Source organism: Flavobacterium crocinum (genome assembly GCF_003122385.1).
In the GTDB taxonomy this organism is placed as follows: domain Bacteria; phylum Bacteroidota; class Bacteroidia; order Flavobacteriales; family Flavobacteriaceae; genus Flavobacterium; species Flavobacterium crocinum.
The window spans coordinates 4,361,667-4,378,021 of sequence record NZ_CP029255.1; the positions used below are offsets into that span (position 1 = coordinate 4,361,667).

The window sequence follows — 16,355 nt, forward strand, 5'->3', positions numbered from 1 at the left end:
TTGGTTAAGTATGATTTACAGTTAGTCATATAATTTAAAAAAGGATTATAATTTTAACTGCTCTTCGGTCTGTTGAGCTGCTATGCTATTTATATAGACTTCAATATTATCGTATGCCGTGCTGAGATTATGTTCTTTAGCATCATTTTTTACAGGGTTAAGGCCATTACTTTTTTCCCATTCATCTGGCATTCCGTCATTATCAGTATCTTTTAAAACAATACCGGAAGATAAATTCGGCCAGCCACCTACAGCATTCTGACTGTCTATGATGCCATTTTTACTGCCATTTCCTCCATCCTTAATCGTTACTTTACCGCTTTTCACATCATTGATGATACGAATATCAATTGCATCGCGAACCAAAGAGGCTCCGGCATATTTTAGTACTAAATCATACGCTTTTTGAGCTGTATGAGTCGTAACAGGCAAAGCGTTATGAGGTTTATTTTGTTTAATTGCATTTTTATCTGCATCCGAAACTACTCCATAACCAGGGGAAAATTGATTGAAAACACCATAGGTCCAATTATCCTTTGTAGTTTGTGGAGATCCTTCGATTACATTTCCATCGATGTAATATTTTCCCCAAATATTATATACAGGATTGGGAGAAATATTCGCTTTTGTATTTTTATCGATCGAAACAATGCGATCCTTTTTTACAGTAGCTGGTCCTGGTTTATAATAACAATTTACGATATTGACATTCATGGCTTCTCCTCCGTAACAACTATTGCCTCCCCAATTGTAAATTACATTATTACGTAAATCGACTAAATCGGTAAGTGCAAATTCATGATTGGCATATTCGCCCAAACGAGGATTACGACTGTCATTACTAGCCACTAGATTATGATGGAAAGTGGCATTTTTACCGCCCCAGATCCCTCCGTATCCATGAGATCCTTTAGCATGAAAAGAGTTTTTTAAAGCTTCTGAAATGATGCACCATTGCAACGTAAAATTTTCATTCTGATAAAAAGAAACACATTCATCTGTTGACCAGCTTACGGAACAATGATCTATGATGACATTCTTTTGAAAACGTCCTCCAAGAGCATCCGCTTCAATTTTGTTTACATCTCCCATTCGGAAACGAAGGTAACGCAGTATGACATTATCAGCGCTGACACTTACATCGTAGTGCGCCACACAAATACCATCCCCAGGTGCCGTCTGACCTGCAATGGTTATATCACTGTTTTTAATATGCAGCGCTGACTTTAAATAAATTGTCCCACTGATATCAAAAACTACAATTCTTGGTCCTTTTTGGTTGATGGCATATCGCAAAGTACCCGGTTTATCTGTATCTTCTAAAGAAGTCACTTTGATTACTTTTCCGCCTCTTCCACCAGTTGTCTTAGAACCTCCGCCCTCTGCACCCGGAAAAGCAAAAGCTTCCTCTGTTATTGGTTCTTTATTTATGAATTTATCTTTATTGTCAAGCCATTTATCAGCAGGTACAAAAGATAATATACTGTAAGTATAAAATATTCCTAATACAGTGCCGGTTAGTTTTTTATGCATAATAAAAATATAGTGTTAGTATAGCAAAAACAAAGGGAATATGAATTATCAAAATTCCCTTTGTAACTAATATTATTAGTAAATTAAAACCATCTCTTATCTCCTGCTACGCCTGTACCGGCGAAACCTGTACCTTCTTTTATGTGGAAATCACCAAGAGCAGGATTTACAAATAAACCGTAGACATCTAACGGAACTGCTGTTATACCTGTAAGAGGTCTGGCATCGACAATTAAATCTTTTGTCATATAACTTCCTGTGTATGAAATTGGAATACTTGCATATGTTCCGTTGGTACTATTAATTTTAGCACCCCCGTTTGGACCTCCAATAATCATATTCTGAATCGTCAACTGTACTGGTTTTGCATTATCAAAAAGCCATAAATGTCCCATTGCAGTTGTAATATTAACGCAGGTAATATTCGAAAAATTGATTTTTGTTGCCACACGAACATCCGCAAAACGAGTACTGATTTCTGTTAGAGTACAATTTTGAGCTGTAATCGAATTGATAACCTGTCCTGCTGCTACGTTAAATACACCGTAACCTCCTGTTCTAGAAATCTTGCTATTTACGACATTCACATCATTTACTACAGAAGTACCGCTTAAACGTACTATAGAGTTGATATTATCTATTTCGCAACCATCAATATTAATGTTGTGTACATTTTTGGTTCCTAAATCAATAAAAAATGCTGCTGCAGAAGTGGTGTTCAGATATTGAATAATTAAATCATTAATCTGTGTTTGTACTCTAAAACGTGCATTCAATAATTTTGGCAGGACACCGTTAGAATCGGCAACACCCACAAAAGCAATATCATTAACTCCTGTCGGAATAGTGATATCTCCACCAATGTTATAAGTTGTATTTTTATCGAAAACAATGGTAAAATTTTTAGAACCCGAAGCTACCAAACCGCTAATAGCCGCTCCAATTGTAGTTGCATTATCAGCAGGCAGTACATTGTAAATCGTACTTTCAAATATACCTGTAGTTCTCACGTTCAATGAACCTCTTACATTTGACTCGTTAAGAATCTTTACAACGTAATTCGTTCCAATAGCCAAATTATCAATGACTAAAGAACCAGTTGTTTTCTGCTGATCTGTTAAAGATATTTCTCTAATACTTACTCCTGCCTGATCGTATAAAATTACTTTAGTAACCCTTGGAGAAATAGTCCAGTTAACAGTTAAATTATTTGCCGCTGGAGTATAACCTTTAAATAATTGCTCCGCTGGAGTTCTAAAAAAAATCTGGCTTAATTTAGATTCAAGCCCTGTTGTTTCATTAACACTTTTCATACGAACCGAATAACCTGAATCTCCATCTAGTTCACTAAATAACTCACGGTATTCTACTTTAGTCTGATTGGTAGAAGTGGCAAAAGGAATCAAACTAGCACTTGATAATTCCACCGTTTTTACAATTTGATTGAATAGCAAACTATCTTTACTAAATTCAAATATATATTTAGTAGCGTCTATAGATTTTGTGAATTTTAATTCTACTTGAGTAGATGCTACTTTAGAGACTTCAAAAATTAAAGATTTAAAAAGACGTTCATGTCCCTCCTCTACATCCCAATCGTTATAATCTTTTTCGCAGCTTACGAATACTAAAGCAAGCAAAGAAAATAATCCTAATATTATATTTTTTTTCATTTGTTCCAATTTTACAGGTTGAGGTTTAGTATCCAAAAGAGTTCGTTAAATTACCTTTAGACTCAAATAAATCTTCATAATAAATACAGAAATAATGTCTGTAATTACAGCTTTTATTTCCCATAGTGTATTGCACCAAATTGGATTGAATCTCTCCTCCATTAGTCATAGAACTTAAGAAGCTAGAATAATCATACGATTTATTAATACCGGTAGCCGCCAATAAAACACGGGTTGGCCAGTCAATATAATTTTTATTGGTTCCGCTGGTTGGTTTCTGCGCATTTTTCGTAAACCAGGAAGCTGATAAATATTCCGGTCCAGGGCTGGCTCCTAAATTTCTATAATAATTAATCGAACTCTTATCAATATATTCTGCATTCTTGAACTTGTAATAAATTGTCTGTGGAAAGTCAGATGCCTGATACGTTTTGTCAAAAATGGTAACTGCTTGTTTATTGTCCAGCATTAAACACAATGTTTTTTTCATGGTTTCAATTTTATCGTATAATAGTCCCCATCTTACCAAATCATGTTTACGGATAGCTTCACAACCGAATTCCCATGCACGCTCATTCACAATGGCATTAAAGAAATCAGCATCATATTGTTTTACTTTCGATGAATTTGCTCCAAAAGCACGCATTCTAACAGTTTCCAAAGCCTGACGCGGTGTCATTCTTGCCACTGAATTAAAATTATCGGGGCTTGACAGCTGGCTTTCTGCTTCGGCAAACATCAAATAAATATCAGAATAACGCATTATAATCCAATTTACCCCAGTGGCAATACGGGAATTCGCTGTTTTATGCAAAGTCAAATATGAAGGGTTCATCCAGTCAAGACGCCATTTTGCAAAACTAACACTAAGAGCATCTGTTTTCATTGTCTCTTTGTTTTCGCTTCCGTAGCTGGTCCAGGACAAAGTAGTATCCCTGCGTAAATCATCTGGGTCAAAAGAATAAAAATAATAGGCCTGTGAACTCACATAACTTCCTCCAAAACCTCTTGAACCGTATTTGGTATTAGAAGCTACTTCATAGCCCATTAACGACCCAATATCTCCATTATTCCCTAGACCAAAAGCCACCTCGAATAAGTTTTCATTTGAAGCATTCTGCCCTAGATTGCAAACTGTTTTCCAGATATTTTCATAATTAGGATCTAAAGAATGCTGATGTTCTGAACTTCCTAAGATTTCTGCAGTTTGCTGTGCCGCAATCTGATAATAATCACGCCAGTTTTTAACACGTCCCACATAATATCCATTTTCAGCCTGCATGGTTGGATGATGTTCTACATTTTCATCGGAGAAAAGATTACCATCATGCAGTGACCATCCTCCTGCAAATAATGCTACTCTCGCTAACAATCCTTTGGCGAAAGCCTTAGAAATACGTTCTGCTGTAGTATATTCCGGTGCCATTTTAAGGTATGGCAGGTATCCTACAGCTTCTGTTAAATCTTTTACCAGTTCTGCGTAAACGACATCTCTGTCTGTTTTGCCAATATAAACATTAGAAAGATCCGATTTTGATGGTTCACCTTTATAAGGGATATCACCCCAAAATCTAACCAATTCAAAATAAGCAAGAGCTTTAAGGGTTAAGGCTTCACCTAAAAGCGGTTTCATTTCGTTTGCTTTGGATTCGTAAATAGGAGAATTGCGAATACCATCTACAGCAGTGGAAGCCAATTCAGCGAACTGAAACAAACTCTCCCATTTGGTCGTAGTGTTATAAGGATCATCATAAAAGTTGCCCGCTCCGGAATCAGAACTTGTTGAGTTATATCCTGTTGTGGTAAATCCGGAATTGGTTTCAATATCGCTCACTCCCTGCCAGTTTACAGACAATTTTTGTCCATAAATGTAAGTATCCGTCATTTTTCCATACACTCCCATCACGGCAGCTTTAGCCATTGAAGTAGTATTGAAAACCGTTTGTGAACTTAATTTTGAAGGCGAAGTGGTTTCTAAAAAGTCCTCATTGCAGGAAACGGTTCCTAAGGCAAGAAGAACAAATGCAGTATAAATATATTTTTTCATGATAATAGACAATTAAAAAGTTATGTTGGCACCAAATAATAGGGTTCTGGCTTTTGGATAAGCCGACCAGTCAAGTCCAGGTGTTAAAGGAGAACTATTTGTACTTACCTCCGGATCTTGTCCTGAGTAACGAGTCCAAACTTTTAGGTTATTACCCGACACATAACATCTTACTTTTTGAATAAATTTTCCTTTGGCAATAGTTTCAGGAAGTGTATAACCAATAGTAAGATTTCCTAAACGCAGAAATGAACCGTCCTCAATAGCCCAATCTGTAATAATAGTAGAATTAGACAATGGATGCCAGATACTTGCACCTTGGTTTATTTCCTGCAATAATTGCGGATTGGCATCATTACCAAACATGATATTATTTCCTGTAACTGGATCAATGGTTGTAAAACGATTATCCAGACTCATCAATGCATTAGCGTTATTGTAACGTTTAGAACCGCTGAAAGTTGAGTTATCTATTTTATTGGCATTATAAATATCATTTCCATAAGACCAGTTGAAAAGTGCTGAAAAATCTAAACCTTTAAAAGCACCGCTAAGAGCAAAACCTCCCGTATGTTTAGGCTGTGCACGTCCAATAACTTTTCGGTCTTCATCAGGATTAATTACGTTGCCTGTACCGCTTAGTTTTTTTAGTTTCATATGTCCTGGCCCAAAATAATTACCAGAAGTCGTAATTACTTTTGAGGCATCGGCAACACCTTCTTTTAGAATCCATTTTTTCTGTACAGTATCGAAATTAAAATCATCGAATGTATACATTCCATCAGATACATAACCATACATCAAACCAACTGGCTGTCCTACACGAACTCTATAATCGTCACGTCCAACATTCGGCGCCCAGTTCGATGCTGCAATCATTTCATTAGAACCATCTAAACTTTTTACAACATTTTTATTAAAGGCAATATTAAAGTTAGCTGATAATCTAAATTGAGAGGTTTCAACAATGTTTCCGTTTACTGTAAATTCGAGTCCTTTGTTAGAAGTGCTTCCAATATTTTGGTATTGTGAAACATATCCTGAATTGGAAGGTAATGCCACAGCTAATATCAAGTCATTGGTATCAATTTTATAAGCATCAATGTTTATGGTCAGTCTTTGATTAAAGAATCCAAGATCTAATCCTAAGTTGGTAGAAACTGTAGTTTCCCAAGTAAGATTTTCGTTCTTTAAAGTATTAGAAGGTTTTAAAGAACTCTGCCCCACTTCACTTACGTAAATAAGGCGATTCGCTGCTGTTTCAAAACTATAATCCTGACGCCAGTAAGAACCTACACGCGCATTACCAACTTCTCCGTAGCTTAAACGAAATTTAGCATCGGATAACCAGCTTTTGGTCTTTTCCATAAATTTCTCATCAGACATACGCCAAGCAAATGCTGCTCCCGGGAAGTATCCCCAGCGGTTGTCCGGAGCAAAAACGTTTTTACCATCAAAACGGGAAGTAAAACTGAAAATGTATTTATCACGAAGCGTATAATTAATACGTCCAAAATAAGACGAAGTTCTCGTTGGTTCTCCAATTGTAGTGTAAGTTGGCAAAGGTGTACCATAATTCCACATTGCCAAAACATCGTGAGCACCAAAATCAGCAGGAAAGAATTTAGACTGAACCAAAGTTTCATCTACTTGAGAACTTCTTGCTTCTTGTCCTAACAAAACGTTGAATTTATGCACTGCTTTATTAAATGATCTATCATAACTTAAAGTATTTTGAATAGACCAATCTGCTCCTTTCACATCCTGACGTTTTGCTACCGGCTGACCTCCGTTGGCACTTGCCTCTCCTGTATTTCGAAGCCAGATATTATCTGTATAATTTCTATTTACCGCATAACTACCTTGTGTAACTATAGAAAGTCCTTTTATGGGTTTCCAAGTCAAACCTCCATTCATCGTCAGGTTAAGATTATTCTGCTCTTTGTATTCGTTGGTAATATTGTAAATAGGATCATTTAAACTACTTAAAGCTTCTGCTGAACTTATATTGTCTGAACCGCCCAAAGCTAATGCAGGATCCAGATAAGTCAAACTTCTTACGGGAGCATATTTAATACCGTCTTTGAGTTTTCCTCCATTAGAAACACTAGGTCCTGTAATTATGGTATTGGAGAAACGAGAGTTGAAATCAAAACGGAATTTAGAACTCAATTCTTTATTCAGTTTAAAACTCACATAATCCCTTTTGTATGCTGAATTTATCATGATAAAGTCTTCCTGATCATGTGTGTAATTTACTTTGTACTGCAGTTTTGCATCTCCACCGGTTAATCCCATATCAGTATGAGTCTGCACGCCTGTATTTCCGTAAAGTTGTTCCTGCCAGTCAAAACCTTTTTTAGATTTGTAAATGTCCCTGTCTTCCCATAAACCATAGGCAGAATAAAAACTAGTACCTGCTACATTGGATCCCGGGTCAAGTTCTTTCTGAAAGTATACATACTCGTAAGGAGATAAAACATTGGTAAGATTATAAGTCTTTTTTAAACCCGTATAGGCATTTACCGTAATTTCGGTCTTTCCTTTTTTTCCTGATTTCGTTGTAATCAATACTACTCCATTTGCTCCCTGAGAACCGTAAATTGCTGTTGAAGAAGCATCTTTTAATACGTCAATAGTTTCAATATCTCCAGGTGGAATATCGTTAATGGTATTAACCTGAAAACCGTCTACAATATAAAGCGGTGAATTATCCTGCGTAATAGAACTTCCTCCACGCACTCTTACGTTAATCTGTGCATCTGGAGAACCTTCTGTAATCGTTACATTTACCCCCGCCAAACGTCCAGCGATAGCCTGTAAAGCCGAAGTTGCAGGAATATCTTTTAAATCCTTCATGCTTACAGAAGCTACAGAACCTGTTAAATCTTTACGTTTAGCCGTTCCGTATCCAATTACAACTACTTCATCAAGGTTGGTTGAGGAATCTTTCATTGTAACATTTATACTGTTTCTTCCTCCAACAGCAATATGCTGGGTTTCCATACCAATAAAAGAGAAAGTCAGTGTGCCTTCTGAAGGAACTTTTTCAAAAACAAAACTTCCGTCAATATCAGTCATTGTTGCTTTTTTAGTGCCTTTTAATACAATTGACACACCTGGAATTCCGAGTCCTTTTTCATCTACCACTTTCCCTTTTACCGTTATTTCATTTTGAAAAGATGGCAATAAATCAAAGGGAAAATAGTTATGGTTCTTACTGTTTCGGGAAAAATCGAAACGGGTTAGTGTGCTTGAATTTGAGTTCGTATTGGCATTGGCAGAAAAATCAAAGAGTAAAACTACTGCTGAAAGCAAAGCGGCTTTATTCCTAACTTTCTTTACCATGCCAAAGTGATTCTTTGACAAATTCTTTTTCATACAATAATGGTTTAAATTGGTTAGTTAGTATAGTTAAATAGTGAAATATTTATTCTAAAAATGATCTCGTCTTAGGCCTAGTTTTGAAGCCGAAATAAGATCATGATTAAACAATGCTTAAATAAGCGACATTAAAAAAACACATTCCGAAAAAACGGATTTGTTTTTATGATTTTTTGTTAAAACAAAACTAGATTTTAATCCTAAATTGAAGGAGGTCTAAACACAATATGATGGGGGGCATTTCACAGAATCCCTTTATTTTCAATACTTTCAGGAATAACATCAGAAAAAACATCTATTTTTTATCATTACAATTCCTAAAAAAACATACAATGCTTCTGTATAAAAAAAGAGCTGTGATTTTAAGAATATCACAGCTGCTTTTTATCTTTAGAAAACAATCAAAAATTAATTGGCATACTGAAAAGTATAACTTTTTCCTTTTTCTGTTTTAACATCAAATTCGAATGTTTTTGCTACTGCTGTTCCTTTAAATTCGGCACTGGAAGAAACCACTGGTTTTTCGACCGGCTGATACTTGTAAAAAATGTTTGGATTAATTCCTTTGGCTGTACTTAATCCTGAACCTTTTAATGGAACATAGCTTCTCATACGAAGATTTCCGCCCAGATTTGATTTAACTGTCACCGAAACTAATCTGCCGTTTTTCCATTGCATATTTTCGATTTCAAAACCACCTCGGGCTTTTAATCCTTTAATTGAACCCTTTTGCCAAACATCCGGTAAGGCTGGTAATAAACTCAGAGCGCCATCGTGACTTTGCAGCAACATTTCGGCAATACCGGCTGTACATCCAAAATTTCCGTCAATTTGAAATGGAGGATGCGCATCAAACATATTGGTATAGGTACCACCATCCGGATCTTTGATTGTTGCATTGGCAGGTTTCAAATTCAACTGATTCGTAATCAGTTTATAGGCATGATTTCCATCTAAATATCTGGCCCACAAACACACTTTCCATCCCATTGACCAGCCACGGCTTGCATCTCCTTTTCCAATAAGCGAGTTTCTGGAAGCTTCAAAAAGTTCGGGAGTTTTAAAAGGTGAAACTTCACGTCCCGGAAACACTCCCCATAAATGCGATACATGTCGATGTGCATCATTTTTGCGATCCCAATCTTCCAGCCATTCCTGCAATTGTGTGTATTTCCCGATATGCATTGGCGGCAGTTGCTGACGGATTTTTTTCAATTCAGTAATCCATTGCTGGTCTACTTTCAAAATTTCAGCCGCATCAATGGTATTCGAAAGCAAATCAAAAACCATTTGATTGTCCATCGTCACACCAGCAAAAACAATACAACGTTCTGTACCTATACTTCCATCGGGTTTTGTATATTCATACGATTGCAAACCGGGAGTATGTTCAGGAGAAATAGAAGGCGAAACGACCAAATATCCCGTTTTCTTATCTTTAATTAAGAAATCCTGATAAAACTCTGAAGCACTTTTAAGTATTGGATACACTTCTTTTAAATACGATTGGTCTCCAGAAAAAAGAAATTTTTCCCATAAATGTGAAGCAAACCATGCATTACAAGTCGGCCAGATTCCTGCAGTCGCATCTACTGCACCAGTAGAACGCCATAAATCGGTATTATGATGCAACGTCCAACCTCGGGCGCCATACATTTCTGAAGCTGATTGTCTTCCTGTTTCACTGACCTCTTTAATTAATTGGATAAAAGGTTCATGACATTCTGAAAGATTGGTTACTTCCGCAGGCCAATAATTCATTTCTACATTGATGTTAGTCGTATATTTACTGTCCCAAGCGGGATACTGTCCCGCATTTGGATTCCAAATTCCCTGCAAATTAGCTGGCTGAGTGCCTGGTTGCGAAGAAGCAATAAGCAAATAACGTCCAAACTGAAAATAAGTTGAAACTAAATCAGGATCATCTGTTTTTGAAAATTCGGCAATACGCTGGTCTGTAGGTTTATTTATCTGTGGAGAACTGCCTAAATCCAACTGAACTCTATTGAATTGTTTTTGATAAAAGGCAATATGATCTTCTTTCGCTTTTTGATATGATTTAGAAAAAGCTTTCAGATAATCTTTTGCTCGTTTCTCGGCATCGGCACTAATATCTTTATAATTCTTAAAATTGGTTGCTACTGATATGTAAATAAAAGCTTCATCGGCATTTTTCACATTGATGGATTCTCTTTCTTTGGATTGAGTTCCTCCCTTTGCCTCTACTTTTATCTGCGTATTAAAATGCAGTAAGTTGGTTATATTTTCTTCTTTCTCACGAGCACATTGACCATTGACTACAAGCAATTGATTCTGATTTGCTGTCACTGAAGCTGTCACTTTTACCATATTGGTTTTAAGAGGTCCTGCAAACGAAGCATTAAAATTAACAGCACCTTTTTTATCTGCAGAAAGCCGAATAATGATAAGCTGATCTGTAAAAGAAGTAAAAACTTCACGCTGAAAGTTTACGCCGTCTACAGTATATTTAGTCGTTGCAATAGCCGTTTTTAAATCTAGGTCTCTGTAAAAATTAGTATACTTTTCATGGTTCGGAACTGATAAAACCAAATTTCCAATGGATTGATAAACCTGTCCGTGCGAAGTTATTTTGCGATCTGCAATAATATCTCCTAACGCCAATTTCTGCGCTTCGATAAAATTTTCATCCTGAAGATAATTCTGAATCTGTTTCAGACTTTTTTTAGCATTTGAATTGATGTTCTGATAAGGACTACCAGACCAAAAAGTATCTTCGTTTATCTGAATGGTATCCGATTGAGGCACTCCGTATACCATTGCTCCTAATCTTCCATTGCCAAGAGGAACTGCATCTGTCCATGCTTTTGAAGGCTTATCATACCATAAGACTAATTTTTTCTGGGCTGAAGAATGGAACAGAAAAGACAAAAAGACGACAAACGATAAAAACGTTTTATTTAAAAGAATTTTCATAAGCTTTTATTTTGCCGAAGGCTTCCAATTATCAGATCCGTTTAATACATTTTCTACCGAATACAATTTGGCTTCACTAGCAGAAATTGCTTTTAAACCTTCCCATTTTGCACGACCAGTCATATTTGCCCCTTCTCCTTTATTGTTGTATTCATAAAGATGCAAATCGGAACTGGTTGATGCATAATCCATACGCCAGGTTGTAGGCCATCCCAGCGGATTCAATTCTTTTGACATTTCACAATTCAGCCATGCTACCTTTGGATAATTATGCCAAGGTCGCCCAAGACTGAAAGGCTGTTTATCATCATTAACACGAGGACTGTTACCAATAAAAGTCAGTTTGCATTTGTTGAACACAAAACCATATTTTTGATCTTTTGGTGTACTTGGAGCCGTTATCCAGCCACCGCCATAACTTCTGATTTCACAACTGTCGAAATAACCTATTCCGCCACCGTAGATATAGTCTGTTCTGCCTAAAATCATACAGTTTTTAAAGTAGCTTCGAGTGCCATCTTTTCCAAGCAACATGGTATCCTGATACCCTAAAAAATTACAATTGATAAAAGTGTTTTTATCTGAGGTAATAAAAACAGCTAAAGCCTGTCCCACAGGACCAGCGGTATTTTGAAAAGTTATATTCTCCGCTCTAAATTCATCTCCCTGAATTGTTACCGAAGCTGAAGTTCTAATATTCTGACCTTCCCATTTCGCGGCATCTTCGGCTGGGCATTTATTGTTTAAACCGCCTGTACAGTCAAAAATATGATAACTTAGAATCGTTTTTTCTCGATTTTCGCCTTTAAAAGTGATTCTCTTTTTGTCAGCAGGAACAATGATTTTTTCGGTATTGTATAATCCGTTTTTTATAAAAATCATCGTGCGTGTTGCTTTCTCGGCTGGAACTGCATTAACTGCTGCCTGAATATTTACATAATCACCGCTTCCATCTATGGCTACTGTGATTTTATCTTTAGTCTGGGCTGATAAATAGTTCGGTACAATTATCATGCAAGCTATACAAACAGCCCATTTGTAAAAGGATTTTTTCATAATTTAAGTCTTGGAAAGTTATTAATTTGGTTTTGTAAGCTAATTGCTTACGGATAGTTAGTTTTATTTCTGCGGTTTCGCAAGAAAGCCCATTTCGTTTAACCAAGCTTCACATAAAACTGTCCATAATTGTGTAGAACCCGGATTATTGCGAAGCGCGATGTTATGATCTCCCTGCGGAAAAATATGCAAAGCCGCTTTGATATTAGCTTTTAAAAGCGCCTGATAATATTGAATGCTATTGAGTGGATTTACCACATGATCATCGGCGGCACAAATAACAAATGCAGGTGGCGTAGCACTAGTGACATTTAATTCACCCGAAAAAAGCTGTTCGTTTTTGGGATCTGGATTTGTTCCCAATAAAGCTTCATAACTTCCTTTATGCGCATTCTGCGTCATGCTGATAGCTCCAGAAATAAGAATTTGAAAATTCGGCTGTATGCTTACAGAATCCAAATCGTCTTTAACTTGAGCATAATCTGTAGTAATTGTGGCAAGATTGGATGCTAAACCTCCACCTGCAGAAGCTCCCATTACCCCAATTCTGGAAGGATCTATTCCCCATTGAGAAGCTCGGCTTCGAATCATTTTAATAGCTCTCTGTCCATCCATAATTGGCCCAAAAGCAGGATTTACCAAATCAGGCGAAGTTGGAAGCCGATATAGGACCACAAAGGCATTTACTCCAAAAGTATTGAACCATTTAGCCAATTGAAATCCCGCAATATTGTAGGTCAATTTTTTATAACCTCCGGGAGGGAAAATTAAAACTGCCGCTCCCGTATTTTCTTCTTTAGAAGTAAAAAAAGCATATATCGACGGATTATCAACCTGAGTTATTCGTTCACGATCTTCTCTTTTATTCAATTTCATCCCTTTGGAATTCGGCATTTTACCTTTTTCCCAAAGCGGAATAATTTCTTGGCTAAAAGCTGTATTTAAAGAAACTAGGAAGAAAAAAAGCAATACAATCTTTTTCATTTTTATTTGTCTTTTTTAATGAAAGGCGTTTTTACAAGAGATAAGAAATTAGCACCCTGAATCACATCAGAATTAACAGCTTCAACAAAAACGGAAGCAGGTGCTTTCTGAAAACAGTTGTTGACCAATATCGTTTTACAGTTTTCTAATTTAATTATAGGCTGATCTGCAGTCGGTTTTTTAGATTTTACATCATTAAACAGCAGTTTTTCACAATTTGTAAACTCGAAAGCAGCTCCTTTTTCTGTTGCTATATCAACATTAGAAAAGGTAAGATTGGTTCCCAGATTTCCTGTAAAGCCTTCTTTGGCTTCCATATTAATATTGGTGAAAGTAAGTTCATCAATAGGAATTTCTTCGATACCATAAATCACTCCGACTTTATTAATACTTCTTCCTGTTACATTACTGATGGCTATATTCCTAAAAATTGGAGTACGCTCAGAAACAGGTTCTACTTTAGATGATCTATCATAAAAGAGATCAAACGTAAAGGCATTACGACCAATATTTCGCATGACTATATTGGAGACCATAATGTTTTCCACAACTCCTCCACGACCTCTGGAAGCTTTCATTCGGATTCCTGCATCTGTTCCGTCAAAAACACAATTGGTAATTACTACATTTTTTACGCCGCCAGACATTTCGCTTCCAATTACAACGCCTCCGTGACCTGCCAGCATCACACAATTGGTAATGGTAATGTTTTCACAAGCTTTTCCGTATTCGCGTCCGTGAAAATCTCGTCCTGATTTTATGGTAATACAATCATCTCCTACGCTAATAAAACAATCGGATATTCTAACATTGGAACAAGATGACGGATTAATTCCATCTGTATTTGGGCCGTGTGGTTCTTTATCAGGATTCAGGATTGTTACTCCATGCACTCGTACATCATTACAACCTACTGGATTAATAGTCCAAAAAGGGGAATTTAAAATTCGAATTCCTTCGATATTGATTTTATTACATTCAAAAAACTGAATAAAAGGAGGTCTAAAAAACTGTGTTTTTAATGTATTTTCATAATACGGTTCTACTTTTAATTCTTTGTTCTGTTCTGCCCAAAGTTTTTGTAATTCGGTTGGTTCTTTAAGTGTCCCATTCAATTTTAGTTCCTTATTGATTCTCATTGCCTCTTCCCACCACGCAAAACCATTACCGTCTATAGTGCCTTCTCCTTTAATGGTTATATTTTCAGCATTTTGAGCATTAAACAAAGGAGCAAATGTTTTCATAAAAACTCCTTCGTAACGCACTTTTTGAAAAGGCAGATAATCATTAAAATTGGAAGAAAATTTTAAAGTGGCACCACCTTCTAAATAGATGGTAATATTGCTTTTTAAAGTGATAGCGCCTGTTAGATAATTACCGGCTGGAAAATACAATGTTCCTCCTCCGTCTTTTGAAGCCAGATCAATAGTTTTATGAATGAGAGCTGTACAGGATTTTTTACCTGAATTATCAGCTCCAAGCGTCTTAAGATCATAGCTTTTTGCCAAAATGTTCAGGGAATTTAGAAAAAAGATGAAACAAAGTAGTTTGTAATAAAATTTATGGTTCATGGTTTAGTGAGTATGATAGTAAATAAGAATATTTAAATATTTTATGGTGTAGCCGAACTGAGATTCCATTGATTCTCTACTTTGAAAATAACATTGAAAGTAAGTCTGGAATTTTGTTCAACAGAAAGCAGATGTGACCATTTGACACGCTTAGTTGTCAAAGCTCCCGGGCCGTAATTTTTAAACTCAGCATAATAAGCTGTTTTTTCACTTTCAGGTTTCCCCCAATTGTGCCAGCCTTCCGGATTGATATGGGAATCCATAAAACAACTGGAAAAAATTACATTCGCATATTCACGCCACGGACGCCCGAGATACACTTTACGAACATTTGGCGCTGATAAAAGTTTACAGTTCAAAAAGACAAAACCATATTTGCTGTTTTTGGAAGTATTTGCCGCTGTGATATACGAATTGGCTTTACTGTATAAGGTGCAATTATCAAAAATAGCAGTAGCCGATCCAAAAATATAATCGGTAGTGCCTTCTATGTAACAATTATTAAAATAATGGCGTCTATTTTCTCCAGCTGTATATAAAGTATCCTGATTGCCTAGAAACTTACAATTGGATGCTTTAAAATAATCTCCTTCGACATGTAAAGCCACAGCCTGTCCCACAGCACCTGCCGTATTTTCTATTGTGATGTTTTGAAGACTAATATTATCGGCTAGTATTTTTAAAGTATAACTTGTAAAAGTGCCAATATCAGGCTGGCCATTATAATTATTAAATGAAATAATGGTCTGATCTTTACTTTCTCCAATAAGAGAGATATTACTGTTAAAAGAATCAATGATGATTTTTTCCTTATAAATCCCTTTTTTAATAAAAATAGTTTTCGGATTAGATGGAAAAGCACCGCAAGCGGTAATCGCTTCCTGAATCGAAATAAAATCAGCTGAACCGTCTAATGAAACTGTAATAGTATCTTGAACAACCGCACTCCATGCATTTGAAAAGGAAGCAAAAAATAGAAAAAAGCAGAATATTAATGTGATATTTTTTTTCATAATAGTATTTCGTGCAGTTTAAATTTCAAACTGTCAACAGGTACAAACATAGAACGTTTCACAGTAAAGAATATGGGACATTTTACAATTACTCTAGGGTGAAATCGCAAAAAAGCCTTAAAAACAGTAGAATAATTAA

General features: G+C 36.2%; 9 protein-coding genes. All 9 read right to left on the reverse strand.

Going from position 1 to position 16,355, the window contains the following annotated elements:
* Positions 1–45 precede the first annotated feature (45 nt).
* The 9 genes from HYN56_RS19245 to HYN56_RS19285 all read right to left on the reverse strand — a co-directional run bounded on the left by HYN56_RS19245 (position 46) and on the right by HYN56_RS19285 (position 16,216).
* Positions 46–1,533, reverse strand: a complete 1,488-nt coding sequence (locus tag HYN56_RS19245) for a pectate lyase (RefSeq protein ID WP_109193666.1) — start codon at positions 1,531–1,533, stop codon at positions 46–48.
* Positions 1,534–1,616: 83 nt separating this feature from the next.
* A complete protein-coding gene (locus tag HYN56_RS19250; RefSeq protein WP_146194612.1) occupies positions 1,617–3,206 on the reverse strand; it encodes a DUF5123 domain-containing protein in 1,590 nt (529 codons plus the stop codon).
* Positions 3,207–3,231: 25 nt separating this feature from the next.
* A complete protein-coding gene (locus HYN56_RS19255) occupies positions 3,232–5,253 on the reverse strand; it encodes a RagB/SusD family nutrient uptake outer membrane protein (RefSeq protein ID WP_109193668.1) in 2,022 nt (673 codons plus the stop codon).
* Positions 5,254–5,265: 12 nt separating this feature from the next.
* Positions 5,266–8,634, reverse strand: a complete 3,369-nt coding sequence (locus HYN56_RS19260) for a SusC/RagA family TonB-linked outer membrane protein (protein WP_205727630.1) — start codon at positions 8,632–8,634, stop codon at positions 5,266–5,268.
* A 411-nt stretch (positions 8,635–9,045) separates the two neighbouring features.
* A complete protein-coding gene (locus tag HYN56_RS19265; RefSeq protein WP_109193670.1) occupies positions 9,046–11,592 on the reverse strand; it encodes a glycoside hydrolase family 95 protein in 2,547 nt (848 codons plus the stop codon).
* Between the two features lie 6 nt (positions 11,593–11,598).
* A complete protein-coding gene (locus tag HYN56_RS19270; protein WP_109193671.1) occupies positions 11,599–12,648 on the reverse strand; it encodes a pectinesterase family protein in 1,050 nt (349 codons plus the stop codon).
* A 63-nt stretch (positions 12,649–12,711) separates the two neighbouring features.
* The gene (locus HYN56_RS19275; RefSeq protein WP_109193672.1) at positions 12,712–13,632 is read right to left on the reverse strand and encodes an alpha/beta hydrolase; all 921 of its coding nucleotides are present in this window, start codon (positions 13,630–13,632) and stop codon (positions 12,712–12,714) included.
* 2 nt (positions 13,633–13,634) lie between these two features.
* On the reverse strand, positions 13,635–15,140 hold the full coding sequence (locus tag HYN56_RS19280; RefSeq protein ID WP_240622590.1) for a glycoside hydrolase family 28 protein: 1,506 nt from the start codon (positions 15,138–15,140) through the stop codon (positions 13,635–13,637).
* Between the two features lie 104 nt (positions 15,141–15,244).
* Positions 15,245–16,216, reverse strand: a complete 972-nt coding sequence (locus HYN56_RS19285; RefSeq protein ID WP_109193674.1) for a pectinesterase family protein — start codon at positions 16,214–16,216, stop codon at positions 15,245–15,247.
* Positions 16,217–16,355 lie beyond the last annotated feature (139 nt).

What these genes read in the sequence shown, in the direction of transcription:
- HYN56_RS19275 (WP_109193672.1), bottom strand. Translation starts at nt 13,632, where the DNA reads ATGAAAAAGATTGTATTGCTTTTTTTCTTCCTAGTTTCTTTAAATACA.
- HYN56_RS19255 (WP_109193668.1), bottom strand. Translation starts at nt 5,253, where the DNA reads ATGAAAAAATATATTTATACTGCATTTGTTCTTCTTGCCTTAGGAACC.
- HYN56_RS19285 (WP_109193674.1), bottom strand. Translation starts at nt 16,216, where the DNA reads ATGAAAAAAAATATCACATTAATATTCTGCTTTTTTCTATTTTTTGCT.
- HYN56_RS19260 (WP_205727630.1), bottom strand. Translation starts at nt 8,634, where the DNA reads ATGAAAAAGAATTTGTCAAAGAATCACTTTGGCATGGTAAAGAAAGTT.
- HYN56_RS19245 (WP_109193666.1), bottom strand. Translation starts at nt 1,533, where the DNA reads ATGCATAAAAAACTAACCGGCACTGTATTAGGAATATTTTATACTTAC.
- HYN56_RS19270 (WP_109193671.1), bottom strand. Translation starts at nt 12,648, where the DNA reads ATGAAAAAATCCTTTTACAAATGGGCTGTTTGTATAGCTTGCATGATA.
- HYN56_RS19250 (WP_146194612.1), bottom strand. Translation starts at nt 3,206, where the DNA reads ATGAAAAAAAATATAATATTAGGATTATTTTCTTTGCTTGCTTTAGTA.
- HYN56_RS19265 (WP_109193670.1), bottom strand. Translation starts at nt 11,592, where the DNA reads ATGAAAATTCTTTTAAATAAAACGTTTTTATCGTTTGTCGTCTTTTTG.